Below are 21,673 nucleotides of genomic sequence, written 5' to 3' on the forward strand. Positions count from 1 at the left end.
GCTACAACCGAATAATTAAGAGACGGGAGAGGCCGGATCGGCAGGCCGCCTCCTTGTAATAATGAGAACAGCTGCCCTGGTAATCAGGGCAGCTGTTCTTCATCATGAATCAATGGATCCGATGGACCGTGAATTGTCCGGTTGAGGCGTGCAGCGTCTTCGCCGTTTGCTGGGGGTCCAGCTGGCGATGGCGTTCTACCGCATAGCGGAACTCGTAGAAGCCGCCGAGCGTAGCCTTGAAATTAGTCTCCCAGTAGTTCGTCAATATCCAGGCATACGTGGAAGGGCGGCTGTCCGCCGGCTGCATGGTGTGAAGCTGGCGCGGCCCGTGCTCCAGCGTTCCGAGCTGTACGAGCGGCGTGTCTGTCATGGACAGGGTCAGCGCTTCCCGGTCTTTAGCCGAGTGCCAGAATATTCCCTCCTGTACGCTGGTGTAATCGAGGCAGCTTCCAGGAATTTGATCCTTCCAAGGCCGGATATGGCATCCGGCTTTTTCGGCGTATAACTCGGCTTCGGTCCCCAGCGAGAACGGCAGGGCCACATAGACATTTTCCGGCAGCCAAACGCTGTCCTTGTGGAAGCGGACGGACACCTCGACACGAGGCTGGTTGGCAAACATCTTGATGTGGAGGGCATAGTAGCTGAGTCCCTTCACGTCGAACACCAGCTCGACCAGGGCAAACAGCGGTCCGTTGTCCAGCACGGTCGCCCGGGTTAAGCGCCCGGCATTCCGCTGGACGTTGGTGCCCTTCCGGTTGCGTCCCATGCGGCGGCGGGTCGCGCATATTTCGGATGGATTAAACTCATCCTGTGCCGGCGTTACCTCGTAGACAGGGGTGAATGCCCCGTGCTCGCGTTCGCCGTCCAGCAGGTCCGCCGAGCGCGTCTTATCGATCCACGACGTAATGCCGTTGTTCATTTCCCATTCGATCCGGAAGAAGTCGGATTCGAGCGAACTCTTGCCCGCCACGATCGGATAAGGAGTCAAGGGCTGGGTCCAAATGTCGGCGATGCCTTCGCACGCAATCGGTTCGGTATTCCGCGCGGTCGCCATATTCCCGGAAGCGGCGAGAACATCTGACGATTCGGGCGCATGAATAAACAATATCCGGGATTCTCCCGGTTCAAGCGCGAGCTCCGTAACGAGTGCCCCCGTATGTGTCAATTGGTACGGTAGAGGCTTCCCGGTCGTTTCGTCGATGAGCTCGAACCTTTTCTTCAGGATCACGTGTTCCCAGCCATCCAGCGGTATGGCAACCTGCAGCGTAGCTGCGGCCGGTTCCGTGTTGATCACCTCGTAGCGTAAGGAACGATGGGGGGCAAGCAGTGCGCCCTGACGGGCAACGAGCGTTTTATCCAGCGCCCGGTAAGCCAGCTTGCTGGCTTCCGCCGCATAGGCTTGCTTTCGCACCTCCAGCATCTGCACCTGCGGATGCCAAGGCTCATACACGGAGGAATGGTAGCCCCAGGTATGCTCGGCGTACATGGTCAGCGCCTGCGAGGCCTCCTCGATCTCGGCCAGGCTCGCCGCTGCATGGCCCGGATCGAGACGCTTGACTTTGCGAAGCGTGCGTTGGGCATCCCGGTAAATCTGGGTATGCATCGCCGTGGAGGCGACCCCATCGGTCCACCAGTCCGGCCAATCCCCGCGGTGCACCGGAAGCGCAGACAGATCCTCCTGCTTCAAGACGGCAAAAAATTCGGAGAGCGTGGCCATTTTAATGGTGATTTGGTCGCCGTATTGTTCATTCCATGCGCTTATCCACTCCGCAATGTCGGCATTCGGGGACGCATTGTCCGTGCCCAGGCCGGAGACCATGACGGGAACGAAGGAATACGGGTAGGACTCCTGCTCAAGATTCCATAAATACCGGTTAATCCGCAGGGCAGCAATGTCGTTGTGCCGCTCCTCGGGCTCCATCAGATTATGCTGAAGCTCATCCTTGATGATGTATTTGCCGAGTGCGTCAGGGCAGAACCCGAGCTCGTTGCCGAACATGTAATGCTCGCCGTTCCATACGAGCAGCCTGCCGCCGCTGTGGCTTTCCCACCAGAACGGGGTTTGTTTGCGGCCCAGCGGATACATGCCGTGGTGCGTATGGATGCAGGAAAACAGATGCTCGATGTTATTTTGCAGCAGGCTTTCCGCATAACCCCAGCTGTACCCGTTGATGTCGGCGGTCATGGCGCTGTCGATCCGATGTCCGAAAGTGTTTGCATACCTTTGCGCCTTGCCGTGATTGCGCAGAAGGAGGTCGAAGTCCGGAAGCTCCGTCATGTTGAGATAGGTTCCGGACAGTTCGATATCACCGCGGATTACCGCTTGCTGAAAAGCCTCCTTTTCTTCCGTTGTGGCCGATTCGAGGAATTTCTCAACCGCCCAGAATGTTTCGCAAGTCCAGCGGAACGATTTCCATTCCGGACGTTCTCCGCGGTGTGCGGCATTCGTAATGTCCAGAGCCTGGCGGATAAAATCGACATGGTACTGCTCGATCCGCTCCTGGCGCTCGGTGTAACCGATATCCGTGTGAGAATGATGGATGGCATAGATCGTCCAGGGACGGGCGGGTCTATGGCTTCCTTGGCGTGATATGTTCTTGTTCATATGATAGGACCTCCTAATGATAATATGGAGCGGATAGATCGTTCGCCGTATCGTCAAACAGCTTCTCAATGCCGTAAAACACAGCGGACGTACCGTCCTCGAGACAGTCGATTGGAACGCTGTGCGTACCCAAGGCCAGCTGCATATCCCTTTCCCATAAGGGCAAGCTGCCCGAGATCTGTCCGCCCAGCACCAAGCGATCCGGCCGGAATCCGGATAGATAGGGCCGCAGCATGCCTCCCAGATTGCTGCCGAATTCCCGGAATAAATCGCGGGCCTGCCCATTACCTCGCGTTGCCGCTTCGGCCAGATCGGCTACGTCGATTCCGTCCGTCAGGAGTCCCCGCTCCGAGGCCATCCTCAGAATGCCTCTTCTCCCGAAATAGCTGTCCACGATGTGGTCCTGGTAAGGCTCCGCATACAGCATGCCGCTGCCAGGGATACCGTCCTTGCCGGCTACGATCCGGCCATTCTCCACGAAGGCCGAACCGAGGCCCGTACCGAGCGTCAGGCATACGAGACGTTCCGCCCTGAACCGGATGGAGGCGCCCAGCCCGAACATGAAGGCGTCGTTCCCGAATCGGATATCGGCAGCGGTCAAACGATTCATCATGGCACCCGGAAAGGATGGTTTGAGGCTCTGGAACTTCGAACGGAGCAGATCCCGAACCGACAGTTTGTACAGCCCATCATATTTGCCGATGCCTTGAAGAAGGGCAACGCCTTTTGCGTAATCGAAGGGCCCCGGAAAGGCAAAGCCGATCCGGATCGAATCTCGATAGTCCACCGGCCGGAAGGCCGAGGCGTAAAAGCTTAACAAATCATGGCAGGCGCCGGCGAAGCTGGCGATCGCTTCCTCCGCCGTTCCTTGCGATGCCGAAGGCCGGATGAGGAACGAGCCAGGGACAAGCTGCCCGTTCACGAGCAGCGCCCCCTTCAAAGCGGTTCCACCGGCATCAAGCGTTATGGTGATGGGGGCAGGGGGAGACGGGCTTCCCGGATCGTCCCAATCAGGGCGGTTCATGAAAACTCTCCGCTTGCCGCTCTCCGGGAAGGCGGAAGCAGCGGGAGATTCCATTCCGGATTGACCCTGGCCGCAATCAAGGTGCATGGGGATCCGGACAGGTTCTCCAATCGGTATTCGCCTATACATGCCGGAACGATGTAGGATTCCGCATAGCCCCATTCAACGGCCCCACCCTCATCCGCAGCCGGTACAAGGCGGACGCGGTCGCCTTCCACGAGATTGTACATAACGAACTCTCCTTGGGTATCCGCTCTCCACGTATCCTGCAAATTCAGCCTGCTGACCTGGAACAGAAGATCTTCCCGTTGTCCCAGCAGTTCCTCCGTGCTGCCGCCTTGACGGCTTACGACGGATGGCCTAGCGATAAGCCCGTCCTCTACTGCCGGCGTATTCATGGCGTCATTGATATTGTGGCGCGCATGCTCAGGGTTCATCGGGCGTGGCTTGCCATCGGCGTCCAGCCGCAGATAATCATAAATCTTGAATGTAAACCACCAAGTGGTCGAGGAGATTTCCAGCACGAGATTATCCCTTCCGGAGCAGTGGACCGTACCCGGTGGAATAAGGTAGAGATCCCCTGTTTGCGAGTGGTACTCGTTAACGTAGTCGGAAAGCTCCAGCGGATCTTCCTGAAGATGGGCATTCTCGACGGCTTCAAGGAGCCGTCCGCCGGTGATCCCTTCCTTCAGTCCCAAATACACTTTGGCTCCCGGGACATTACGCATGATGTAGTACGACTCTTGCTGTGTCATATGTTCATTGAACTGCGCCTCTACATATTCCTGCAGCGGATGCACCTGAAGCGACAGCTCGCCGCCCTGCATCGTATCCAGATAGTCAAACCGGATCGGAAAATAATCGCCGAACAGCTCGAAATTACGCGTTCCCATAATTTCCTGTGGGGCTGCCTCCATCAACAAAGTGAATGGAACCTCGAAGGTGACATTCTGCACGCGCAGCAGCAGCGTGTTCTCGGGAGCGATGGGTTCAAAGCTCCAGGCGCAGTTCGGCCATTCTTCGGGCAGGCCGCATAATTCCTTAAGGTATTGCCCTCCCCATATCCCCGGGGCAAAAAACGGCTTGACCCGAAACGGCTGCCGGGCCGCTTGCTGCAGCACGCTTGCCAATTTCGCTGCAGGCAGCCAGACGGGAGCTTCCGAACGATTCAAGTCCATATAGTACGCTTGGTTGACCGAATGCTGGACATGATGGTCCAGCCAGTCCCGGCGGTAAGTCTCCCAGACGGGCCATTCGAGAAACAGGCAGTTCTTGTAGGTCTCAACCTTATCGCTCGAGATGCCGAGGCCGAAGCTGCCCATACGCTCGGCATGGCGCCGCTGCTGGTTTTCGCGGGAGTAATCGGCGTAGAAGCGAAGATCGGGGGTTCTGCCTTCCAGCAGCGAGGCACCCGGGCCGTGCAGCACGTGAATGCCGCACATCGCGTCAAATTGCAGCGCGCTTTTTTGCAAGGCAGCCTTTGCGTCCGGCTGAAAATATTGAGTGGGACGGACATCCGAGGCTTTATAGCCGAATGCCCGGTTATCGGTCAGATAAGGAGCCATCTCGGCCCGGAGCTCGGCTTCGGGTTTTACGTAATGGGACGTCGAATCGCTTAAGAAGGCGATGCTCTCTTGTTCGCAGGTTTGCTCAAGCTGGATCAGCAGTTTATCGAAATCGGCACCGTGCGTTCCGTCAAGCGTAATGTAGACGCCGCGCTTTTCGGGGGGATGAAGCTGCGATTTTTGTTTGTGGGTCGACATGATGAACGAGCACCAGGAGTCGATCCCCTGATTCATGAACAAGGGCTCGTGGCGAAAATCCACAGGATTGATCGGATATGATTGAAAGGCAGTTGCAGGTTTCATGGATTGGATATATCCTCCCTTCCGGAATGTCTGTTACGACTTCATTGTAGAAGGCAAGGGAGGATACGTCTTTATAAAAAGAGGAAGTGTTTTTGTACGATCAGGACATCGGCAGCCCTTAACGCTAAACCTCGGAGTCGTAGCGTCCTTCCGAAAACTGCGAGCGCCGGAAGCGGGCCGGGGTTACGCCAAGTTTGGACGTAAATACCCTGGTGAAGTAATGCACGGACTCGAATCCGCAGCAGACGGCAATCTCCTTGATCTGCCGATCCGTATGGAGGAGCATATGCTTTGCCTGCTGCACGCGCTGCTCCTGTACATAATGGACAAAGGATTGATGGCCGTATTTGCGAAACAGCCGGGTTAAATGACGGGTCGTGATGTGGAGATGGCCCGCCACGCGCTCCAGCGAGAGCGGTTCGTTGAGGTTGTCCTTGATAAACAGTTCGGCCTGATGAAACATGGAGGTTCCTTCATCGTTTGCTTCGGCACCGGAAGGCTCATGGTGGAAGCCCGGGCCATGGACGGTCAGAAAGGATACTATCAGTGATGCGGCCAAACTGTTCAGCATTTGCGGCGGGTGCTGTTTGCCGGAACCCGTATGAAACAGCGATAACAGCGAAAGCCACAATAATCCGGACGCCTGCCGGGCACCTTCTGTAACCACCGGATTGCCTTGTTTGGCCAGCAACCGGAACGCGGCCGCATAAAACTCGCCGGTTGCCGTTTCTTCCGGTTCAAAGGCGACATAGCATAAGGCCAAGCCATCCTTGCTTCTTATTTGATGCTGGACGCCCGGCCGTGAGAGAAACAGCGTGCCCGGATAGAGATGAAACTCTCTTTCGCCTTCGATATAGGTTCCGTTGCCTGTTAACACGTAACAAGCTTCAAAAAAAGAATGCTTGTGCTCCGTATTGTCGTAGTGGCGCGGCATGAACCCCCAGTAATGGATCCGGATGCTCAGCTCCTGTTGTTCAATACGGCTCAAGGTACGATTTAATATGGAATTGGCCCGCTTGAATAACGGGATGAAAGCATCGTCATCGATTTGCATGGGAGATGGTTCTCCTTCGTTCATAAGGCAATGTCATCTGCCTTTAATATAGGTTGGATGTATCTTGGATTGTCTCTCTATTATATATCACAAGATAAGATATAAAGAAAAAATGGGTATAGTGATGTAATGCATAGACAGCTACATAAGTTCTTCACAAGTCGCTGTTATGCTATGAATATTCAATATAAGAGAGGAGTTCGTCATATGTCAGCAAAAAAACGATTAAAGCCGCTTATTCTGGTTGCCTTTGCATCCCTCATCCTCGTGCTGGGCGCCTGCGGAAATACCGATGGCGCGAATCCGGATCAAGCGGAGAGCGTGGATACCACCGGCGGCATGGAAGGCATGGATCACGGCAGCATGAACCATTCCGGATCGGGCGAGGTTCCGGAAGGGTTGAAGACTGCGGACAATCCGGCCTATGCGGCCGGGACCCAAGCGATCATCGAATCCGACCACATGCCCGGGATGAAGGGGGCCCAAGCAACGATAGTCGGAGCTTACGATACGACAGTGTACACGATATCGTATACGCCGACGAACGGCGGGCCCGAAGTGAAGGATCATAAATGGGTCATTCATGAAGAGCTGAAGGATGCGGGCAAGGAGCCCCTGGAGCCGGGAGCGAAAGCCGTCGTGAATGCGGATCATATGGAGGGGATGAACGGTGCGACGGCCGTTATCGATTCCGCCGAGCAAACGACGGTCTATATGGTGGACTTCACGTCAACATCCGGAGAGGAAGTCAAGAACCACAAATGGGTCACGGAGAGTGAGTTATCTCCGGTCCAATAACGTTCATCGAATAAAACAATCGCTCCCTTGAGATCAAGAGAGCGATTGTTTTTTTATGCTCAAGGAGGGTGATTCAGCTTCCTTTGATCTGCTGCAAGGCGGCCGTCACTTCCGGATACCGGAACTTGAAGCCGTGGCGCTGAACTTTGGCCGGAAGGATCCGCTGGCCCTTTAACAGAATAAGCGACATTTCGCCCAGGATGGCTTGGAGCATGAATGCAGGCAGGGGCAGCCAATGCGGACGGCGATAGACCTTGGAGACGCTACGGCCAAATTCCTCGTTCGTGACCGCGTGCGGGGAAGCGGCGTTCACGGCTCCGGAAATGTCTTCGTGCCGGATGCAATAATCGATTAATTCCACGATGTCGTCGATATGGATCCAGGAGAGCCATTGCTTGCCGCTGCCGATGTTGCCGCCGACTCCTAATTTATACGGCAGCAGCATTTTGGGGAGGGCACCGCCTTGATCGCCCAGCACGACGCTGATGCGCAGCTTGATTAACCGGTCGACCGGGATGCAATCGGCTGCCTGCTCCCATTGCTGCACAACCTCGGACGGGAAATCCATGATCGTGGCCGGACTGTCCTCATCAAACGCTTCAAACTCGGATGTACCATATATGGCCATTGCCGATGCTTGAAGAATGACCGGAGGTTTGTGCTCCAGGCGCCGCATCAGGTCCGCTACGGCAGTTACGGTTCGTTGCCGGGACTGAAGAATTCTCGTCTTGCCTGCTTGCGTCCAGCGCTGGCTCAGGGAGGAGCCGGCAAGGTTAACGAGTGCGTCCAAGCCCTCGAACCGCTCCGGATGGGATTTCATCTCATCCCAGGTTAAGTAGGATAATGACCCGTTCTGCTGCACAGCGGGGATCTCCGGCTTTGACCTGGTGACGATGATCATGTCATGTCCGTCGCGCAGCCAGCGCTTGCACAATGCTTGGCCAATGAAGCCGGTACCCCCGCAGATGGCTATTCTCATGAGTGAACCTCCTTGTTAAGTTATCATCAACCCTGATAAAACATGGCTGGGAATCATTACCCGTCATACGCTGAAATGAGCCGAGAAGGGAATAACGATACGTTTCTTGTCAGAATCGTAAATCCAATATTATACAACCCATTATACAGGAAATGCGGCATGGCACCGCTATATGATATTTCAGTCAACGCTTCAGCTTCTGCCTGGTTAGGAGCGGAAAGAAACCGAAAAAACAGTTTGCCGCACCCCATGCCTTGGAGCCAGGGGTGAACAAACTGTTTTTTGCGCAGTGCAAACCGGTATCGATTTATCACGCAAACGCCTGCCTTACGATCGCCGCCGCCTGGTCCAGTTCTACTTTGGTGATGATGAGCGGAGGGGCGAAGCGGATAATGGCTTCATGGGTTTCTTTGCATAGCAGGCCGAGATCTTTCAGTTTCTCGCAATAGGATCTGGCCGGGACCTTGAGCTCCATGCCGATGAATAGACCTCTGCCGCGCACCTCCTGGATATCGGGATGCGGGATGGATCGAAGCAGCCGGAGAAAATATTCGCCGAGCTCCAGGGAGCGAACCTCCAGCCCTTCCTCAATGAACACGTCCATGGAGGCGATGGCCACCGCGCACCCGAGCGGATTTCCGCCGAAGGTGGAGCCGTGGGAACCCGGCTCGAATACATCCAGAATATCCGCGTCCGCCGCCACGGCGGAGACGGGAAAGACGCCGCCGCCCAGCGCTTTTCCAAGAATGTACATATCCGGCTCGACGTCCTCCCAGTCGCAGGCAAAGCGTTTGCCCGTCCTGCCGAAGCCGGTCTGGATTTCGTCCGCTAGCATGAGGACGCTGTGCTGCCTGCACAGCTCCAGTGCCCCGCTTAGGTATCCGTCAGGCGGAATGACGATGCCGGATTCGCCTTGGATCGGCTCCACGAGAAAAGCGGCCGTATTCGGCGAAATCGCCTGCTCCAGCGCCTCAAGGTCGCCATAGGGAATGACTTTGAATCCCGGCGTAAACGGACCGAAGTCCTCGCGGTATTCGCGGGACGAGGAGAAGGAGGTAACCGTGATCGTTCGGCCGTGGAAATTGCCCTCGCAGACGATGATTTCGGCCTGATCTGCCGGAATACCTTTCTTCCGGTAAGCATAGCGACGCGCTGCCTTAAGCGCGGTCTCAACCGCCTCGGCTCCCGTATTCATGGGAAGAATCATCCCTTTGCCGGTTAAAGCGGACAGCTTCTCGTAAAAATCGCCCAGCTGATCATGATGAAATGCGCGCGAGGTCAGGGTCACCCGATCCGCCTGTTCCTTTAAGGCCCGGATGATGCGGGGATGACAATGACCTGCGTTTAGCGCCGAGTAGGCGCTTAACATATCGATATACCGTTTGCCATCTGTATCCGTCACATGAATGCCTTCAGCTGAAGCGATGACGATGGGAAGAGGGTGGTAGTTTTTTGCGCCGTACCTTTCGGCTTTCTCGATATGAGGATTGGAAGGGGCCATGGCGTAACCTCCTTGGGAGTCTAAAGAAACCGCAACGCGGAAAATACACATGCCCGCGCAAGAGGCTTCTCATAATCAAGCATGATGCCATGACATTAAAATGTCATAAGATGCTTTCGCCCAGCATGGAGGCGATTAAACCGACAAGCAGCCGGGACGTCTTCTGTCCGCGGTCCAGCAGCGGGTTATTCTCCACGAATTCGGCTGACGTCAGAATACCGGATTCCGACAGCATCTCCATGGCCAGGTGCGCTTCCCGGTAGCTGAGCCCGCCTTGAACCGGCGTTCCTGTTCCCGGCGCGATCTTCGGGTCGACACTGTCGATATCAAAGGAGAGGTGAACGCCATCCGTTCCCGCTGACGATATGCGGATGGCTTCCTCCATGACCCGGAACATGCCCATGCGGTCGATATCCTGCATCGTGAAGCAGGCGATGCCTTCCCGGCGGATGAAGTCCCGCTCGCCCTGATCAAGTGAGCGCGCGCCGATGAGCACGACATGCTCCGGCTTAATGGTTGATTTAACGCCGCCGATCAAGGTTAGCCGCCGGTCGCCTTTTCCCAAGCTGACAGCCAGGGACATGCCATGGATATTGCCGGTCGGGGTAGTATCCGGCGTATTGAGATCGGAATGGGCATCGATCCAGATGACGCCCAAGTTGCGGTAATGCCGGGTAAGTCCGGCGAGCGTGCCGATTGCTATGCTATGGTCGCCGCCGAGCACAAGAGGGAAGGTGCCCGCTACTGCCAGGGCGGATACGCGCGCTGCCAGCTGCTCGTTCATCGTCACGACTTCTGTCAAATGTTTTAATCGGGGATGGTGCGCTTCATCCTTGCGCTCGGGGAGCGCAGCAAAATCATCGACCTGGTAGGTTACACCGAGCGCGTTAAGCTTGCGTTTCAGACCGGCTCCGAATATGGCGTCCGGTCCCTGTCCGGCGCCGCGGCGGGTAGCTCCCCGGTCGAAGGGCACCGGGATGATCGATACGGTGGACGGAAGATTGTTCATCACTTTGCTCACCTCCACTTTGTAACAGTGTATTCCGGAGCCGGGCTGAGTGACTTGGGCAAAGCCCTATACAAGCTGAGCAAATATGGAGGGTTTTGGGTTGAACGAGAAAAAGAAAAACACCCTTTATGCATGATTCATGGAATGACTGCAGAGAGCCCCATGAGACAGCATGAAGGGTGTTAATGATGTGCAATTCGAATTAGGTTTCATCGCATGCTTACGCGGCATGCACGACGTTTATTTTACCGTTTTATTATAGGTCTCGATCTTGGAGCTGATCTCCTGAGCAGCTTTATCCAATGCTTCCTGCGGTGTTTTCTGACCGTTCAGCACTTCCTCGATGGCCGTTTCCGTCAGCTGGCGGGCCTCAGGGAACACGCCCATGACAGCGCCCTGCGTTGCCAGGTTGGCGGTCGTTTGATGCAGTTGATCCACCGCGGTCTGGAATTGAGGATATTTCTCCAGGTTTTCTTTTACCAGGGACTCTTCGTAAGCTTTGGTTGTGACCGGGAAGTAACCCGTGTTGACATGCCAGTAGGCTTGGGTTTGCGGCTCGGCCAAATACTTCATGAATTCCCAGGCGGCCTGCTGCTCTTCTTCCGATTTGTTGTTCATCAGCCACAGGCTTGCACCGCCGATGATAACGCCGCCTTCGCCGCCGTCAGCCGGTTTGGGCAGGAATGCCGTGCCGACTTCGAATTTGCCTTCCGCTGCGCTGACGATACCGCGGAGCGAAGCCGTGGAGTCCAGCGTCATGGCGACTTGGCCGGCTGCAAAGGCTTTTTTGGTGTCATCCGTTTTACGTCCCAGGTTCAGCAGGACTTTATCGTCCAGCATTTGCTTCCACCATTCCAGCGTTTTCACGGCAGCGGCATTGTTGACATGCGAAGCGGTTGCCGGAGAAGTGCGGCCGTTGCCGTTGTTCAGCAGCTCAACGCCTTGGTTCGCAAGGAACTGCTCCATGAACCAGCCGTAAATTGCGAAGGATGCGCCGGTTTGGCCGCCTTTCGTTAGCGCTTTAGCCGCTTCCGCTACCTCTTCGTAGGTTTTTGGAGGATTTTCCGGATCCAGACCTGCCGCTTTAAAGGCATCTTTGTTGTAGTAAAGGATCGGGTTGGAGGAGTTGAACGGCATCGAATACAATTTGTTGTCGAATGTATAATAATTTTTGATATTCGGTTCCAAGGAGGAAATGTCGTATGCTTCAGCATCCATGAAGTCTTGAACCGGACGGATCGCCTTGGTGTCCATCATGAAACGGCTGCCGATTTCGTACACCTGAATCATGGTCGGTCCGCTGTTCGATCCCAATGAAGCCTTCAGCTTGTTCAAGCTTTCATCGTACGTGCCTTGAAACACGCCCTCTACCTGAATATCCTGGTGGGCTGCGTTAAAATCGGAAATCAGCTTGTCCGCAACGGTTCCGAGCTCACCGCTCATGGAATGCCACCAAACGACCTTAACAGGTTCCTTGGCCGGTTCGCTGCCGGCGGCAACGGTCGTTTCTCCGGCGGCTGGCGTATTGCTGCAAGCGGCGCTGATCAGCATGAAGCAGGAAAGCAGGAGCAGCGCGAAGGACCTTTTACCAAAACGTTTCATGATCGGTTAATCTCTCCCTTTTTGAAAATAGTTTTTGAAAATAGTTTTTGAAAATAAAGTATGGTTTGATCTATCAGAAATTGCGTGGGCCCGTTTTATATCGATAACCGGCACGCAAGGCTGATCCAATATGGTCTACTGGGTCGGCATCGTGTCCATTAGCCCTTCAAAGCACCTGCGGTGATGCCGCGTACAAGGGGTTTCAACCCGAGCGCAAGCAGCAGCAGGGAAGGCAGCAGCAGGAGGAGCACGCCGGAGAGTATCAGATTCCATGAGTTCATCTCTTCGAACTGCAGCATGCCGATCCCGATTTGGACGGTTCGCATCTCGACCCGGTTGGTTGTCAGAAGCGGCCACAGGTACATGTTCCAATTGTTCAGGAACGAGTACACGCCCAGCGTGGCGATTCCGGGGATGGATAACGGCAGCACCATGCTCAGGAAAATGCGGACATGTCCGCAGCCGTCCACGCGGGCCGCTTCAAACAGCTCCTTCGGCAGCTGCAGGAAGGTCTGCCTGAGCAGGAAGGTTCCGAAGGCCGTGGCCAGAAATGGAATGATGAGCCCTTGATAGGTGTCCAGCCAGTTCAGGCTTTTGACCGTCAAGTAATTCGGAATCATGATCACCTCCCACGGGATCATCATCGTCGCGAGAAAGAGGCTGAACAGCAGCGTTTTTCCCGGGAATCGCAGGAAGGCGAAAGCGTATGCTGCCAGACTCGCGGTCACGATCTGTCCGAGCATGATGGCAATGGAGACAACCAGGCTGTTTCCGATAAAGGTAAGGACAGGAATCGTATCGATCACCTTGGCGAAGTTGGACAGATTGACGGCTTCGGGAAGCAGAGGCGGCGGATAGACGGCCGATTCGGCCTCGCTCATCAGCGATGTCGACAAGGTATATAGGAACGGGAAAAGAACGACCAACGAACCGAGAAGCAGCGCGGTGTAGATGAAGCTTTTTGGCATGAGACGCATGTTCATTGGTAATGCACCTTCTTCTCGACGAATTTAAATTGAAAGACGGTCAGCAGCAGAATGATGGCAAACAGGATGAGGGCCTGCGCGCTGCCGATGCCGAAGCGAAAATTGACGAAGGCATCCTGGTAGATGTTGAATACCATGACGTTGGTGCTGTTCATCGGACCGCCTTTGGTGAGGATGTTGATTTGCCCGAATGCTTGGAAGGCACCGATAACCGATACGACAGACGTGAAGAATAACGTAGGGGAGATCAGCGGCATCGTAATCCGCAAGAACGTTCTCAGCGGACCGGAGCCGTCAATCTTGGTGCTGTCATAGATATCCTCGGACACGCCCTGCATGCCGCTCAGCATGAGGATGTAATTAAATCCAAGATTCATCCAGACGGTCATGATCGCGATGGAGATCATGGCCCATTTCGGATCGGTCAGCCATTGTATGGGCTGCGTGCCGAACAGCGACAGGAAATAATTCAGCACGCCCAATGTCGGATGATACAGAATCATCCAGATCATCGAGCCGGTGCCGACGGACACGGCCATCGGAAGCGAGAAGATAAAGCGGAATATTTTCATGCCCTTGAGTTTGTTGTGCGTCAGGGCAGCCAGCAGAATCGCAGCCGCCATGCCGGTCGGAACCGTCAGCAAGATGAACAGCAGGGTATTGCCAAAGCTTGTATAGAACATGTCGGAGACCAATATTTCCCTGAAGTTGTCGAATCCTACGAATTCCGCTACCCGGCCTTGCGGATCGGTCAGGAACAGGCTAAGATATACCGACTTGAGCAGCGGGTAGAATAAGAACAGACCGAATATGAGCAGCGAAGGCGCTAAACATGCATAAGCGAGCAGAATTTCTCTGCGCCTTGTTCTCTTGATCGAGACGGGTTTCGCCGCGGTTGATACCTCCGGCTCGTTGACGTTCGGCGATAGAGAGTGCCCCGGAGAAGGAAGCGTGAATTCTTTTTCCATCATCATGTTTTACCTCACTTTCCAGCTTGGCCTTACAGCATTGAGTATAGGAGCCGGATGTAAAATCCAGTAAGGGGTTTTGTAAGAATACCGTAATTTATTGCCGAACATGGCAGTTGCTGAAGGCGAGCTTGCCAGTGCCGGTACAAGAATATTCCATTCCCTAAAAGCTTGCACGTTGAAAAGAGATGTGATATCTTATACCTGTAACCGGTTACACATGAATGAGGTGATGACGGTATGGCAACGATCAAGGATGTGGCGAATCAGGCAGGCGTATCCGTAGCCACGGTTTCGCGGGTTTTAAATGGAAACGGTTACGTGCATGAGGACACCAGGTCCAAGGTGGAACAGAGCATTCGAGAGCTGAATTACACGCCGAATGAAGTGGCGCGTTCTTTATACAAGAGGAAATCCAAATTGATAGGACTTTTGCTTCCCGACATCATGAACCCTTATTTCCCGCAGCTTGCCCGCGGGGTAGAGGACGAGATGCAGGAGAATGATTATCGGCTGATATTCGGAAACAGCGACGAGAGCAAGAAGAAGGAAATGGAGTACATCCAAACCTTTGTCCAGAATAATGTGGTTGGCGTCATCTCATCGACCAACGATCCGGATGCCGACATGTATACGGGACTGAACATTCCCGTAGTGTTTCTGGACCGTACCTCGTCGGACCGCCCTTCCGTGTACGCGGATGGCCGTCAGGGAGGAAGAATAGCGGCCCAGGAAATCGTGCGGCGAGGGAGTAAAGCCATAACGGTAATTCAAGGTCCGGCGGATGTGCGGCCTGCTCAGGAACGTTTTGAAGGAGCCGTCGAGGTTCTGGAACAACAGGCGGCTGCGTATCAAGTGCTGAAGACGACATCGTTTTCTTTAACCGATGCCGAAGAATTCGCCCAGAAAGTGTTCAGCGAATATCCGGACACGGATGGCATAATCGCGAGTAACGATATTATGGCATCCGCCGTGGTGAAGGAAGCGTTTCGGCTGGGGAAAAGGGTGCCGGAAGACGTACAAATTATCGGATTTGACGATATTCTGCTCAGCAGGCTGCTGGCCCCGCCGCTGTCAACGATTCATCAGCCGGCGTACGAAATGGGCCGGGAAGCGGCCAGATTGCTTATCGGGCTTATCGAAGGGCAGCGCATAGAGAAAAGCAATATCGAATTCTCGGTAGAATTCATAGAGCGGCAGACAACGAGAAAGGTGGAATCGTGATGGCAAAAATCGTGGTAATCGGAAGCGCGTCGATGGACTTGGTGGTGACCTCCGCCAAGCGCCCCGGCGCGGGAGAGACAGTGCTAGGCGACAGCTTTAAGACGGTGCCAGGAGGGAAGGGAGCCAACCAGGCCGTCGCGGCGGCAAGGCTGGGTGCAGAGGTGACGATGGTTGGCTGCGTCGGTGATGATTCCTTCGGCGAAACGATTTTGAGCAATTTGCAGTCGAATGGTGTTATTACGGATTATGTGGAACCGGTTACAGGTATGGAAAGCGGCACGGCGCACATCATTTTGGCAGAGGGAGACAACAGCATCGTGGTGGTGAAGGCTGCCAATGATCGGATCACTCCGGAATACGTAGATCAGGCGGAAAAGGTAATCCAGGCGGCGGATATCGTGTTGATTCAGCAGGAGATTCCGGAAGAAACGGTGGTGCACGTGAGTGCGATATGCGCCAAGTATCAGGTGCCATTGATGCTGAACCCCGCTCCTGCCCGTCCGGTGCCGAGCGTCGTTATTGAACGGGCGGCATACATTACGCCAAACGAACATGAAGCCGCTATCCTGTTTCATGACGAGCCGCTCGGCGACGTGCTGCGCCGGTATCCGAATAAACTCATCGTAACGGAAGGGAAAAAGGGCGTTCGTTATTTTGACGGTATGCAAGAGATCGTGGTTCCGGGCTACAAGGTTGAAGCCGTAGATACGACGGGTGCCGGCGATACATTCAACGGCGCATTCGCCGTGGCGCTGGCCGAGGGCATGAGCCTGACCGACAGCCTCAGATTCGCGAACCGCGCCGCTTCCTTGTCGGTCATGAAGTTCGGAGCGCAGGGCGGAATGCCGTCGCGCCTCGAAGTGGAAGGGGGCCTTTGATCATGAAGAAGAACGGCATGCTGAACAGCCACATCGCGAAAGTGCTGGCGGATCTGGGGCACACCGATACCATCGTGGTAGGGGACGTTGGCCTTCCGATTCCTCCAGGCGTTCCGAAGATCGACCTGGCGCTTACGCTGGGGACGCCGAGCTTTATGGAGGTGGTGGAGGCGATCGCCGACGATATGGTCGTTGAAAAAATCGTCATTGCTGAAGAAATGAAGCGGGAGAATAAGGAAACACTGCATGATATACAGGCACATTTTCAGGATTGCGAGATCGAGGCTTGCTCTCACGAGCAGTTCAAGGAACGGACGAAAAACGCCAAGGCGGTTATCCGTACAGGCGAAGCCAAGCCCTATGCGAACTGCATTTTGCAGGCCGGCGTTCATTTCGGTTAAAGAGGAGGAAGCATCATGAACATTCAGATGACGAATATCCATAAATCCTTTGGCACGAACCGGGTGCTGGCGGGCGTGGACTTTGATCTCCGGGAAGGAGAGGTTCATGCCCTGATGGGAGAGAACGGCGCGGGCAAATCGACGCTGATGAATATTTTAACCGGCCTTCACAGCCGGGATGAAGGCAAGATCTTGATCGACGGTCAGGAAACCTATTTCGCGAACCCGAAGGAAGCCGAAGAGAGAGGCGTTGCCTTCATCCACCAGGAGCTTAATATCTGGCCGGAGATGACGGTTCTGGATAACTTGTTTATCGGCAAGGAGATGACATCCGGACTGGGATTCCTCAACATGAAACAAATGAAGGCGCTTGCGAAGGAACAGTTCGACAAATTGGCAGTGACGATACCGTTGACGCAGGAGGCGGGGGAATGCTCCGTCGGCCAGCAGCAGATGATTGAGATCGCCAAAGCGCTCATGACCAAAGCGAAAGTCATCATTATGGACGAGCCCACGGCGGCACTGACCGAAAGGGAAATCGAGAAGCTGTTCGGCGTCATCCGCTCGTTGAAAAAGCAGGGCGTATCCATCGTTTACATTTCCCACCGCATGGAGGAGATCTTCACGATCTGCGACCGGATCACGGTTATGAGGGATGGCAAATCCGTGGACACCAAGCCGATTCCCGAAACCAACTTTGACGAAGTCGTCAAAAAGATGGTCGGCCGGGAGCTGACCGAGCGATATCCCGCACGGCATCCGTCTCCGGGCGAACCGGTGCTGGAAGTTAAAAATATTACCGGCAAGGGCCGGTTCGAGAATGTGAGCTTCTCGGTCCGAGCCGGCGAGATCGTAGGCGTATCCGGTTTGATGGGCGCGGGGCGCACCGAGATGATGCGAGCGATCTTCGGGCTGGACCCGCTGGATAGCGGGGAAATCTGGGTGCGCGGCAAGAAGGTTCATATCAAGAAGCCGGATGATGCCGTGAAACACGGCATTGGATTCATAACGGAGGACCGCAAGGATGAAGGACTGGTGCTGGATTTCTCGGTCCGTGAAAATATGGCGCTGCCCAACCTGTTCAGCTTCTCTTCCAGAGGATTCATCTCCGGGAAGAAGGAGCAGGATTTCGTGGATACCTTGACGAAGCGGCTGCAGATCAAGACCCATTCATCCGAAACGCACGCCCGCAATCTGTCGGGGGGTAACCAGCAGAAGGTGGTTATCGCCAAATGGATCGGCATTGGGCCGAGCGTGCTCATCCTGGACGAGCCGACCCGGGGCGTGGACGTAGGGGCGAAGCGCGAAATTTACCAGCTGATGAATGAGCTGACCGAACGCGGCGTGGCGATTCTGATGGTCTCGTCGGAGCTGCCGGAGGTCCTCGGGATGAGCGACCGGATTCTCGTCGTTCACGAGGGCAGGATTTCCGGTGAACTGGACCGCGAACAAGCCACGCAGGAACACATCATGACTCTAGCTACAGGGGGACAGTAATATGACAACTATTAACGATGCCAAGGCGGGAAAAGGGTTCAAGGTCTCAGGTTTGACGCAAAAGCTCGGTCCGCTGCTCGGACTGATCATTCTGATCGTCATCGTTTCCGTCCTGAATCCAAGCTTCTTGGAACCGCTTAACATTCTGAACCTGCTGCGTCAGGTATCGATTAACGCACTGATTGCCTTTGGTATGACGTTTGTTATCCTGACGGGCGGCATTGACCTGTCGGTCGGTTCGATTCTCGCGCTATCCAGCGCATTTGTCGCCAATATGATGGTGGCCGGGTTTGACCCGATTCTCTCGATCATCATCGGCGTTGCGCTTGGCGGCGTGATGGGCATGATCAACGGTCTCATGATCACCAAGGGGAAAATGGCGCCGTTTATCGCCACCTTGGCTACCATGACGATATTCCGGGGACTTACGCTGGTTTATACGAACGGTAATCCGATTACCGGGCTTGGCGACAGCCTTGTATTCCAATTGTTCGGCCGCGGATACCTGCTGGGCATTCCCGTGCCGGCCATTACGATGATCATCACGTTTGCCGTGCTGTGGGTCATCCTGCATAAAACGTCGTTTGGCCGCAAAACGTATGCCATCGGCGGTAACGAAAAAGCATCGCTTGTATCCGGCATTAAGGTACCGCGCGTGAAGATTATGATCTACTCCTTGGCAGGGATGCTGTCCGCGCTGGCAGGCGCGATTCTGACCTCCCGTTTGAATTCCGCGCAGCCGACAGCGGGTACCTCCTATGAATTGGATGCCATCGCAGCCGTTGTTCTGGGCGGCACAAGCCTGACCGGCGGACGCGGCCGGATTGTCGGCACGCTGATCGGGGTGCTGATCATCGGCATTCTGAACAACGGGCTCAACCTGCTCGGCGTGAACTCATTCTATCAAATGGTTGTCAAAGGTGTCGTGATTGCGATTGCCGTACTGCTCGACCGTAGAAAATCGGCTTAAGGGGGAGAATGAACGATGAAAAAAACAACTTTGCTGCTCGTATCACTCATGCTGATCTTCATCACGGGCTGTTCCTTGGAGCCGCCGGAATGGGCGAAGCCCAAAACCGGCGGAGACGTCAAAGACATCAAGATCGGTCTTTCCATCTCCACCTTGAATAACCCGTTCTTCGTCTCCTTGAAGGATGGCGTCGTCGCCGAAGCGGCGAAGCAGGGAATGGAGGTCGTTGTCGTTGACGCGCAGAACGACTCTGCCAAGCAGAGCAATGACGTCGACGACCTGATTCAGCAGGGCGTCAATGCACTGCTGATTAACCCGACGGATTCGTCCGCGATCTCGACCGTGGTTCAAACGGCAAACAGTTTGGGCATACCGGTCATCACTTTGGACCGTTCGGCGGATCAAGGCGAGGTCGCTGCGCTGGTCGCCTCGGATAACGTGAAGGGCGGACAAATGGCGGCCGAATATATCGTGGAGCAGTTGGGCAAAGATACGAAGGTCATTGAACTCGAAGGCGTTCCGGGCGCTTCCGCGACCCGCGAACGGGGCAAGGGCTTCCATGATATCGCGGATGAGCAGCTGAACGTGGTCGCGAAGCAAGCGGCGGATTTTGACCGGACCAAAGGTCTTACCGTGACGGAAAATCTGCTGCAGGGCAATCCGGACGCCAAAGCGATATTTGCCCATAATGACGAAATGGCCCTGGGCGCAATCGAAGCGATCCAAAGCTCGGGCAAAGACATCATGGTCATCGGCTTTGACGGCAACGACGATGCGCTGAAGTCCATCGAAGCCGGCAATCTGACGGCAACGGTAGCCCAGCAGCCCGAACTGATCGGTCAGCTCGCCGTCGGCGCAGCCAAGGACGTGCTGCAGGGCAAAGAGGTGGAAGCGAATATCGCGGCACCGCTGAAGCTGGTCGTGAAGGAATAACTCGCGAAAACCAAGAAGCGTTACCCTGCGATAGAAGTAGGGTAACGCTTTTTTTTGCCATCCTGCTCATTCCATTCCGGGCTGCGATGTAACTCACAGCCTTGCGATGGCAGCAGGAATACAATATCGTAAAAGAGAACAGTTATTTCGCATATGATATTATAATGGTTGTGTATGCGTTTACTGCTTAGATGTAAAAAAGGAGCTATGTATCTATGACGACGGAAAAAAGAAAACAAGCGATCGTGATCGTGGGCTACGGCGGAATGGGCAGCTACCATGCCAAGCTGATTAAGGACAACGCGTTTCTTGAGGTGACCGGAACCTACGATATTCTGGAAGAGCGCCGGAAGGCGTCCCGGGAGGACGGGTATGCTGCCTACGAGAGCTACGAGCAGGTATTGAATGATGCCGCGGTTGACGTGGTGCTCATTGCCACGCCGAACGACGTGCATAAGGAGCTGGCCCTTCAGGCGTTTGACGCCGGGAAGCATGTCATCTGCGAGAAGCCGGTAACCTTGTCCGTAAGCGACTTTAAGGACATGGTCTCCGCTGCCGATGCGGCCGGTCGGGTGCTGATGGTTCACCAGAACCGCCGCTGGGACGAGGACTTCCTGACGATTAAGCAAATGTACAACGAAAAGACGATTGGCGATTTGTTCCGTATCGAATCCAGGGTGCACGGGGCGAACGGCATTCCGGGCGACTGGCGCCATCTGGAAGCCCACGGCGGCGGCATGCTGCTGGACTGGGGCGTGCATTTGCTGGACCAGATCCTGTTCATGGTGGACAGCCGGATGACCAGCCTGAGCAGCCGCTTGAGCTTTATTTTGGGCGATGAGGTGGATGACGGCTTTGAATCGGTCATCGAATTCGAGAACGGCGTATCGGTACTGATCGAAGTGGGAACGACGAATTTCATTACGCTTCCACGCTGGTACGTCAAAGGAACCGAGGGAACCGGCATTATTGAGGACTGGTCGTTAAACGGAAGAGTCGTTACCCGGAACCAGGATGCCGTGAAAGTGGAGCCGAAGCCGATTCAAGCCGGGGTAGGCTTGACCAAAACGATGGCCCCTCCTTCCGAAGAAGCTACCATTACGGGTGCCCTGCCGGAGCCATACCGTCAATCCAGCAGCTTCTTCGATAACTTTGCGGCCGTGACCCGGGGCGAGGCAGAACCGATCGTCAAGAACGAGGAAGTGCTGCGCGTCCTGAACCTGATCGAAGCGGTGTTTGAATCGGCCAGAACGGGCGAAACGCTGAAGGATTTCGACATTTACCCTGCGTGACCTGACGAAGGACAGCACTTATTGAAAGAATATCGTAAAAAAAGTACCGCGGCCGCCAATCGATTGTGCTTGAGGCTGCGGTAC

General features: G+C 55.0%; 18 protein-coding genes. 8 read left to right on the top strand and 10 right to left on the bottom strand.

The genetic code is table 11. The features are described from left to right. Window positions 1-109 precede the first annotated feature (109 nt). The 4 genes from MHH82_RS10375 to MHH82_RS10390 form a co-directional block, all read right to left on the bottom strand. On the bottom strand, window positions 110-2,605 hold the full coding sequence (locus MHH82_RS10375; protein WP_340965533.1) for a glycoside hydrolase family 38 N-terminal domain-containing protein: 2,496 nt from the start codon (window positions 2,603-2,605) through the stop codon (window positions 110-112). Between the two features lie 13 nt (window positions 2,606-2,618). Continuing rightward, window positions 2,619-3,629, bottom strand: a complete 1,011-nt coding sequence (locus tag MHH82_RS10380; RefSeq protein WP_145035434.1) for an ROK family protein — start codon at window positions 3,627-3,629, stop codon at window positions 2,619-2,621. Further along, window positions 3,626-5,497: a class I mannose-6-phosphate isomerase gene (locus MHH82_RS10385; protein ID WP_145035436.1), complete on the bottom strand. Its 1,872-nt coding sequence runs from the start codon at window positions 5,495-5,497 to the stop codon at window positions 3,626-3,628. The genes MHH82_RS10380 and MHH82_RS10385 overlap by 4 nt, the downstream gene beginning before the upstream one ends. A 124-nt stretch (window positions 5,498-5,621) precedes the next feature. Beyond that, a complete protein-coding gene (locus MHH82_RS10390) occupies window positions 5,622-6,551 on the bottom strand; it encodes an AraC family transcriptional regulator (RefSeq protein WP_036665836.1) in 930 nt (309 codons plus the stop codon). A 207-nt stretch (window positions 6,552-6,758) separates the two neighbouring features. On the opposite strand from MHH82_RS10390, the gene MHH82_RS10395 reads away from it, so the two are divergent. Continuing rightward, window positions 6,759-7,349 carry a YdhK family protein gene (locus tag MHH82_RS10395; protein WP_015734370.1) on the top strand — a complete coding sequence of 197 codons (591 nt, stop codon included), beginning with the start codon at window positions 6,759-6,761 and terminating at the stop codon, window positions 7,347-7,349. A gap of 73 nt (window positions 7,350-7,422) precedes the next feature. Here MHH82_RS10395 and MHH82_RS10400 read toward each other — a convergent pair whose 3' ends face one another. The 6 genes from MHH82_RS10400 to MHH82_RS10425 all read right to left on the bottom strand — a co-directional run bounded on the left by MHH82_RS10400 (window position 7,423) and on the right by MHH82_RS10425 (window position 14,400). Further along, the gene (locus MHH82_RS10400) at window positions 7,423-8,328 is read right to left on the bottom strand and encodes a TIGR01777 family oxidoreductase (RefSeq protein WP_340965537.1); all 906 of its coding nucleotides are present in this window, start codon (window positions 8,326-8,328) and stop codon (window positions 7,423-7,425) included. A 310-nt stretch (window positions 8,329-8,638) separates the two neighbouring features. Then, the gene (locus MHH82_RS10405; RefSeq protein WP_340965538.1) at window positions 8,639-9,829 is read right to left on the bottom strand and encodes an ornithine--oxo-acid transaminase; all 1,191 of its coding nucleotides are present in this window, start codon (window positions 9,827-9,829) and stop codon (window positions 8,639-8,641) included. A gap of 103 nt (window positions 9,830-9,932) precedes the next feature. Next, on the bottom strand, window positions 9,933-10,838 hold the full coding sequence (gene rocF / locus MHH82_RS10410; protein ID WP_340969899.1) for an arginase: 906 nt from the start codon (window positions 10,836-10,838) through the stop codon (window positions 9,933-9,935). 240 nt (window positions 10,839-11,078) lie between these two features. After that, window positions 11,079-12,440: an ABC transporter substrate-binding protein gene (locus MHH82_RS10415; protein ID WP_015734374.1), complete on the bottom strand. Its 1,362-nt coding sequence runs from the start codon at window positions 12,438-12,440 to the stop codon at window positions 11,079-11,081. Window positions 12,441-12,598: 158 nt separating this feature from the next. Next, on the bottom strand, window positions 12,599-13,423 hold the full coding sequence (locus MHH82_RS10420) for a carbohydrate ABC transporter permease (protein WP_340965541.1): 825 nt from the start codon (window positions 13,421-13,423) through the stop codon (window positions 12,599-12,601). Beyond that, on the bottom strand, window positions 13,420-14,400 hold the full coding sequence (locus MHH82_RS10425) for a carbohydrate ABC transporter permease (RefSeq protein WP_340965542.1): 981 nt from the start codon (window positions 14,398-14,400) through the stop codon (window positions 13,420-13,422). The genes MHH82_RS10420 and MHH82_RS10425 overlap by 4 nt, the downstream gene beginning before the upstream one ends. A gap of 234 nt (window positions 14,401-14,634) precedes the next feature. Between MHH82_RS10425 and MHH82_RS10430 the strand changes: the two genes are divergently transcribed. The 7 genes from MHH82_RS10430 to MHH82_RS10460 all read left to right on the top strand — a co-directional run bounded on the left by MHH82_RS10430 (window position 14,635) and on the right by MHH82_RS10460 (window position 21,589). Further along, the gene (locus MHH82_RS10430; RefSeq protein ID WP_251493806.1) at window positions 14,635-15,618 is read left to right on the top strand and encodes a LacI family DNA-binding transcriptional regulator; all 984 of its coding nucleotides are present in this window, start codon (window positions 14,635-14,637) and stop codon (window positions 15,616-15,618) included. Continuing rightward, the gene (gene rbsK, locus MHH82_RS10435; protein WP_340965544.1) at window positions 15,618-16,496 is read left to right on the top strand and encodes a ribokinase; all 879 of its coding nucleotides are present in this window, start codon (window positions 15,618-15,620) and stop codon (window positions 16,494-16,496) included. The genes MHH82_RS10430 and rbsK overlap by 1 nt, the downstream gene beginning before the upstream one ends. Before the next feature lie 2 nt (window positions 16,497-16,498). After that, window positions 16,499-16,897, top strand: coding sequence for a D-ribose pyranase (gene rbsD, locus MHH82_RS10440; RefSeq protein WP_145035447.1), 399 nt, complete (start codon window positions 16,499-16,501; stop codon window positions 16,895-16,897). A 15-nt stretch (window positions 16,898-16,912) separates the two neighbouring features. Next, window positions 16,913-18,394: a sugar ABC transporter ATP-binding protein gene (locus tag MHH82_RS10445; protein WP_145035449.1), complete on the top strand. Its 1,482-nt coding sequence runs from the start codon at window positions 16,913-16,915 to the stop codon at window positions 18,392-18,394. A gap of 1 nt (window position 18,395) precedes the next feature. Then, window positions 18,396-19,364: a ribose ABC transporter permease RbsC gene (gene rbsC / locus MHH82_RS10450; RefSeq protein WP_015734380.1), complete on the top strand. Its 969-nt coding sequence runs from the start codon at window positions 18,396-18,398 to the stop codon at window positions 19,362-19,364. Window positions 19,365-19,379: 15 nt separating this feature from the next. Next, window positions 19,380-20,297, top strand: a complete 918-nt coding sequence (gene rbsB, locus MHH82_RS10455) for a ribose ABC transporter substrate-binding protein RbsB (protein WP_009592597.1) — start codon at window positions 19,380-19,382, stop codon at window positions 20,295-20,297. A gap of 215 nt (window positions 20,298-20,512) precedes the next feature. Next, window positions 20,513-21,589, top strand: a complete 1,077-nt coding sequence (locus MHH82_RS10460; RefSeq protein ID WP_340965550.1) for a Gfo/Idh/MocA family protein — start codon at window positions 20,513-20,515, stop codon at window positions 21,587-21,589. Window positions 21,590-21,673: the final 84 nt, after the last annotated feature.

The organism is Bacillus sp. FSL K6-6540 (assembly GCF_038007545.1).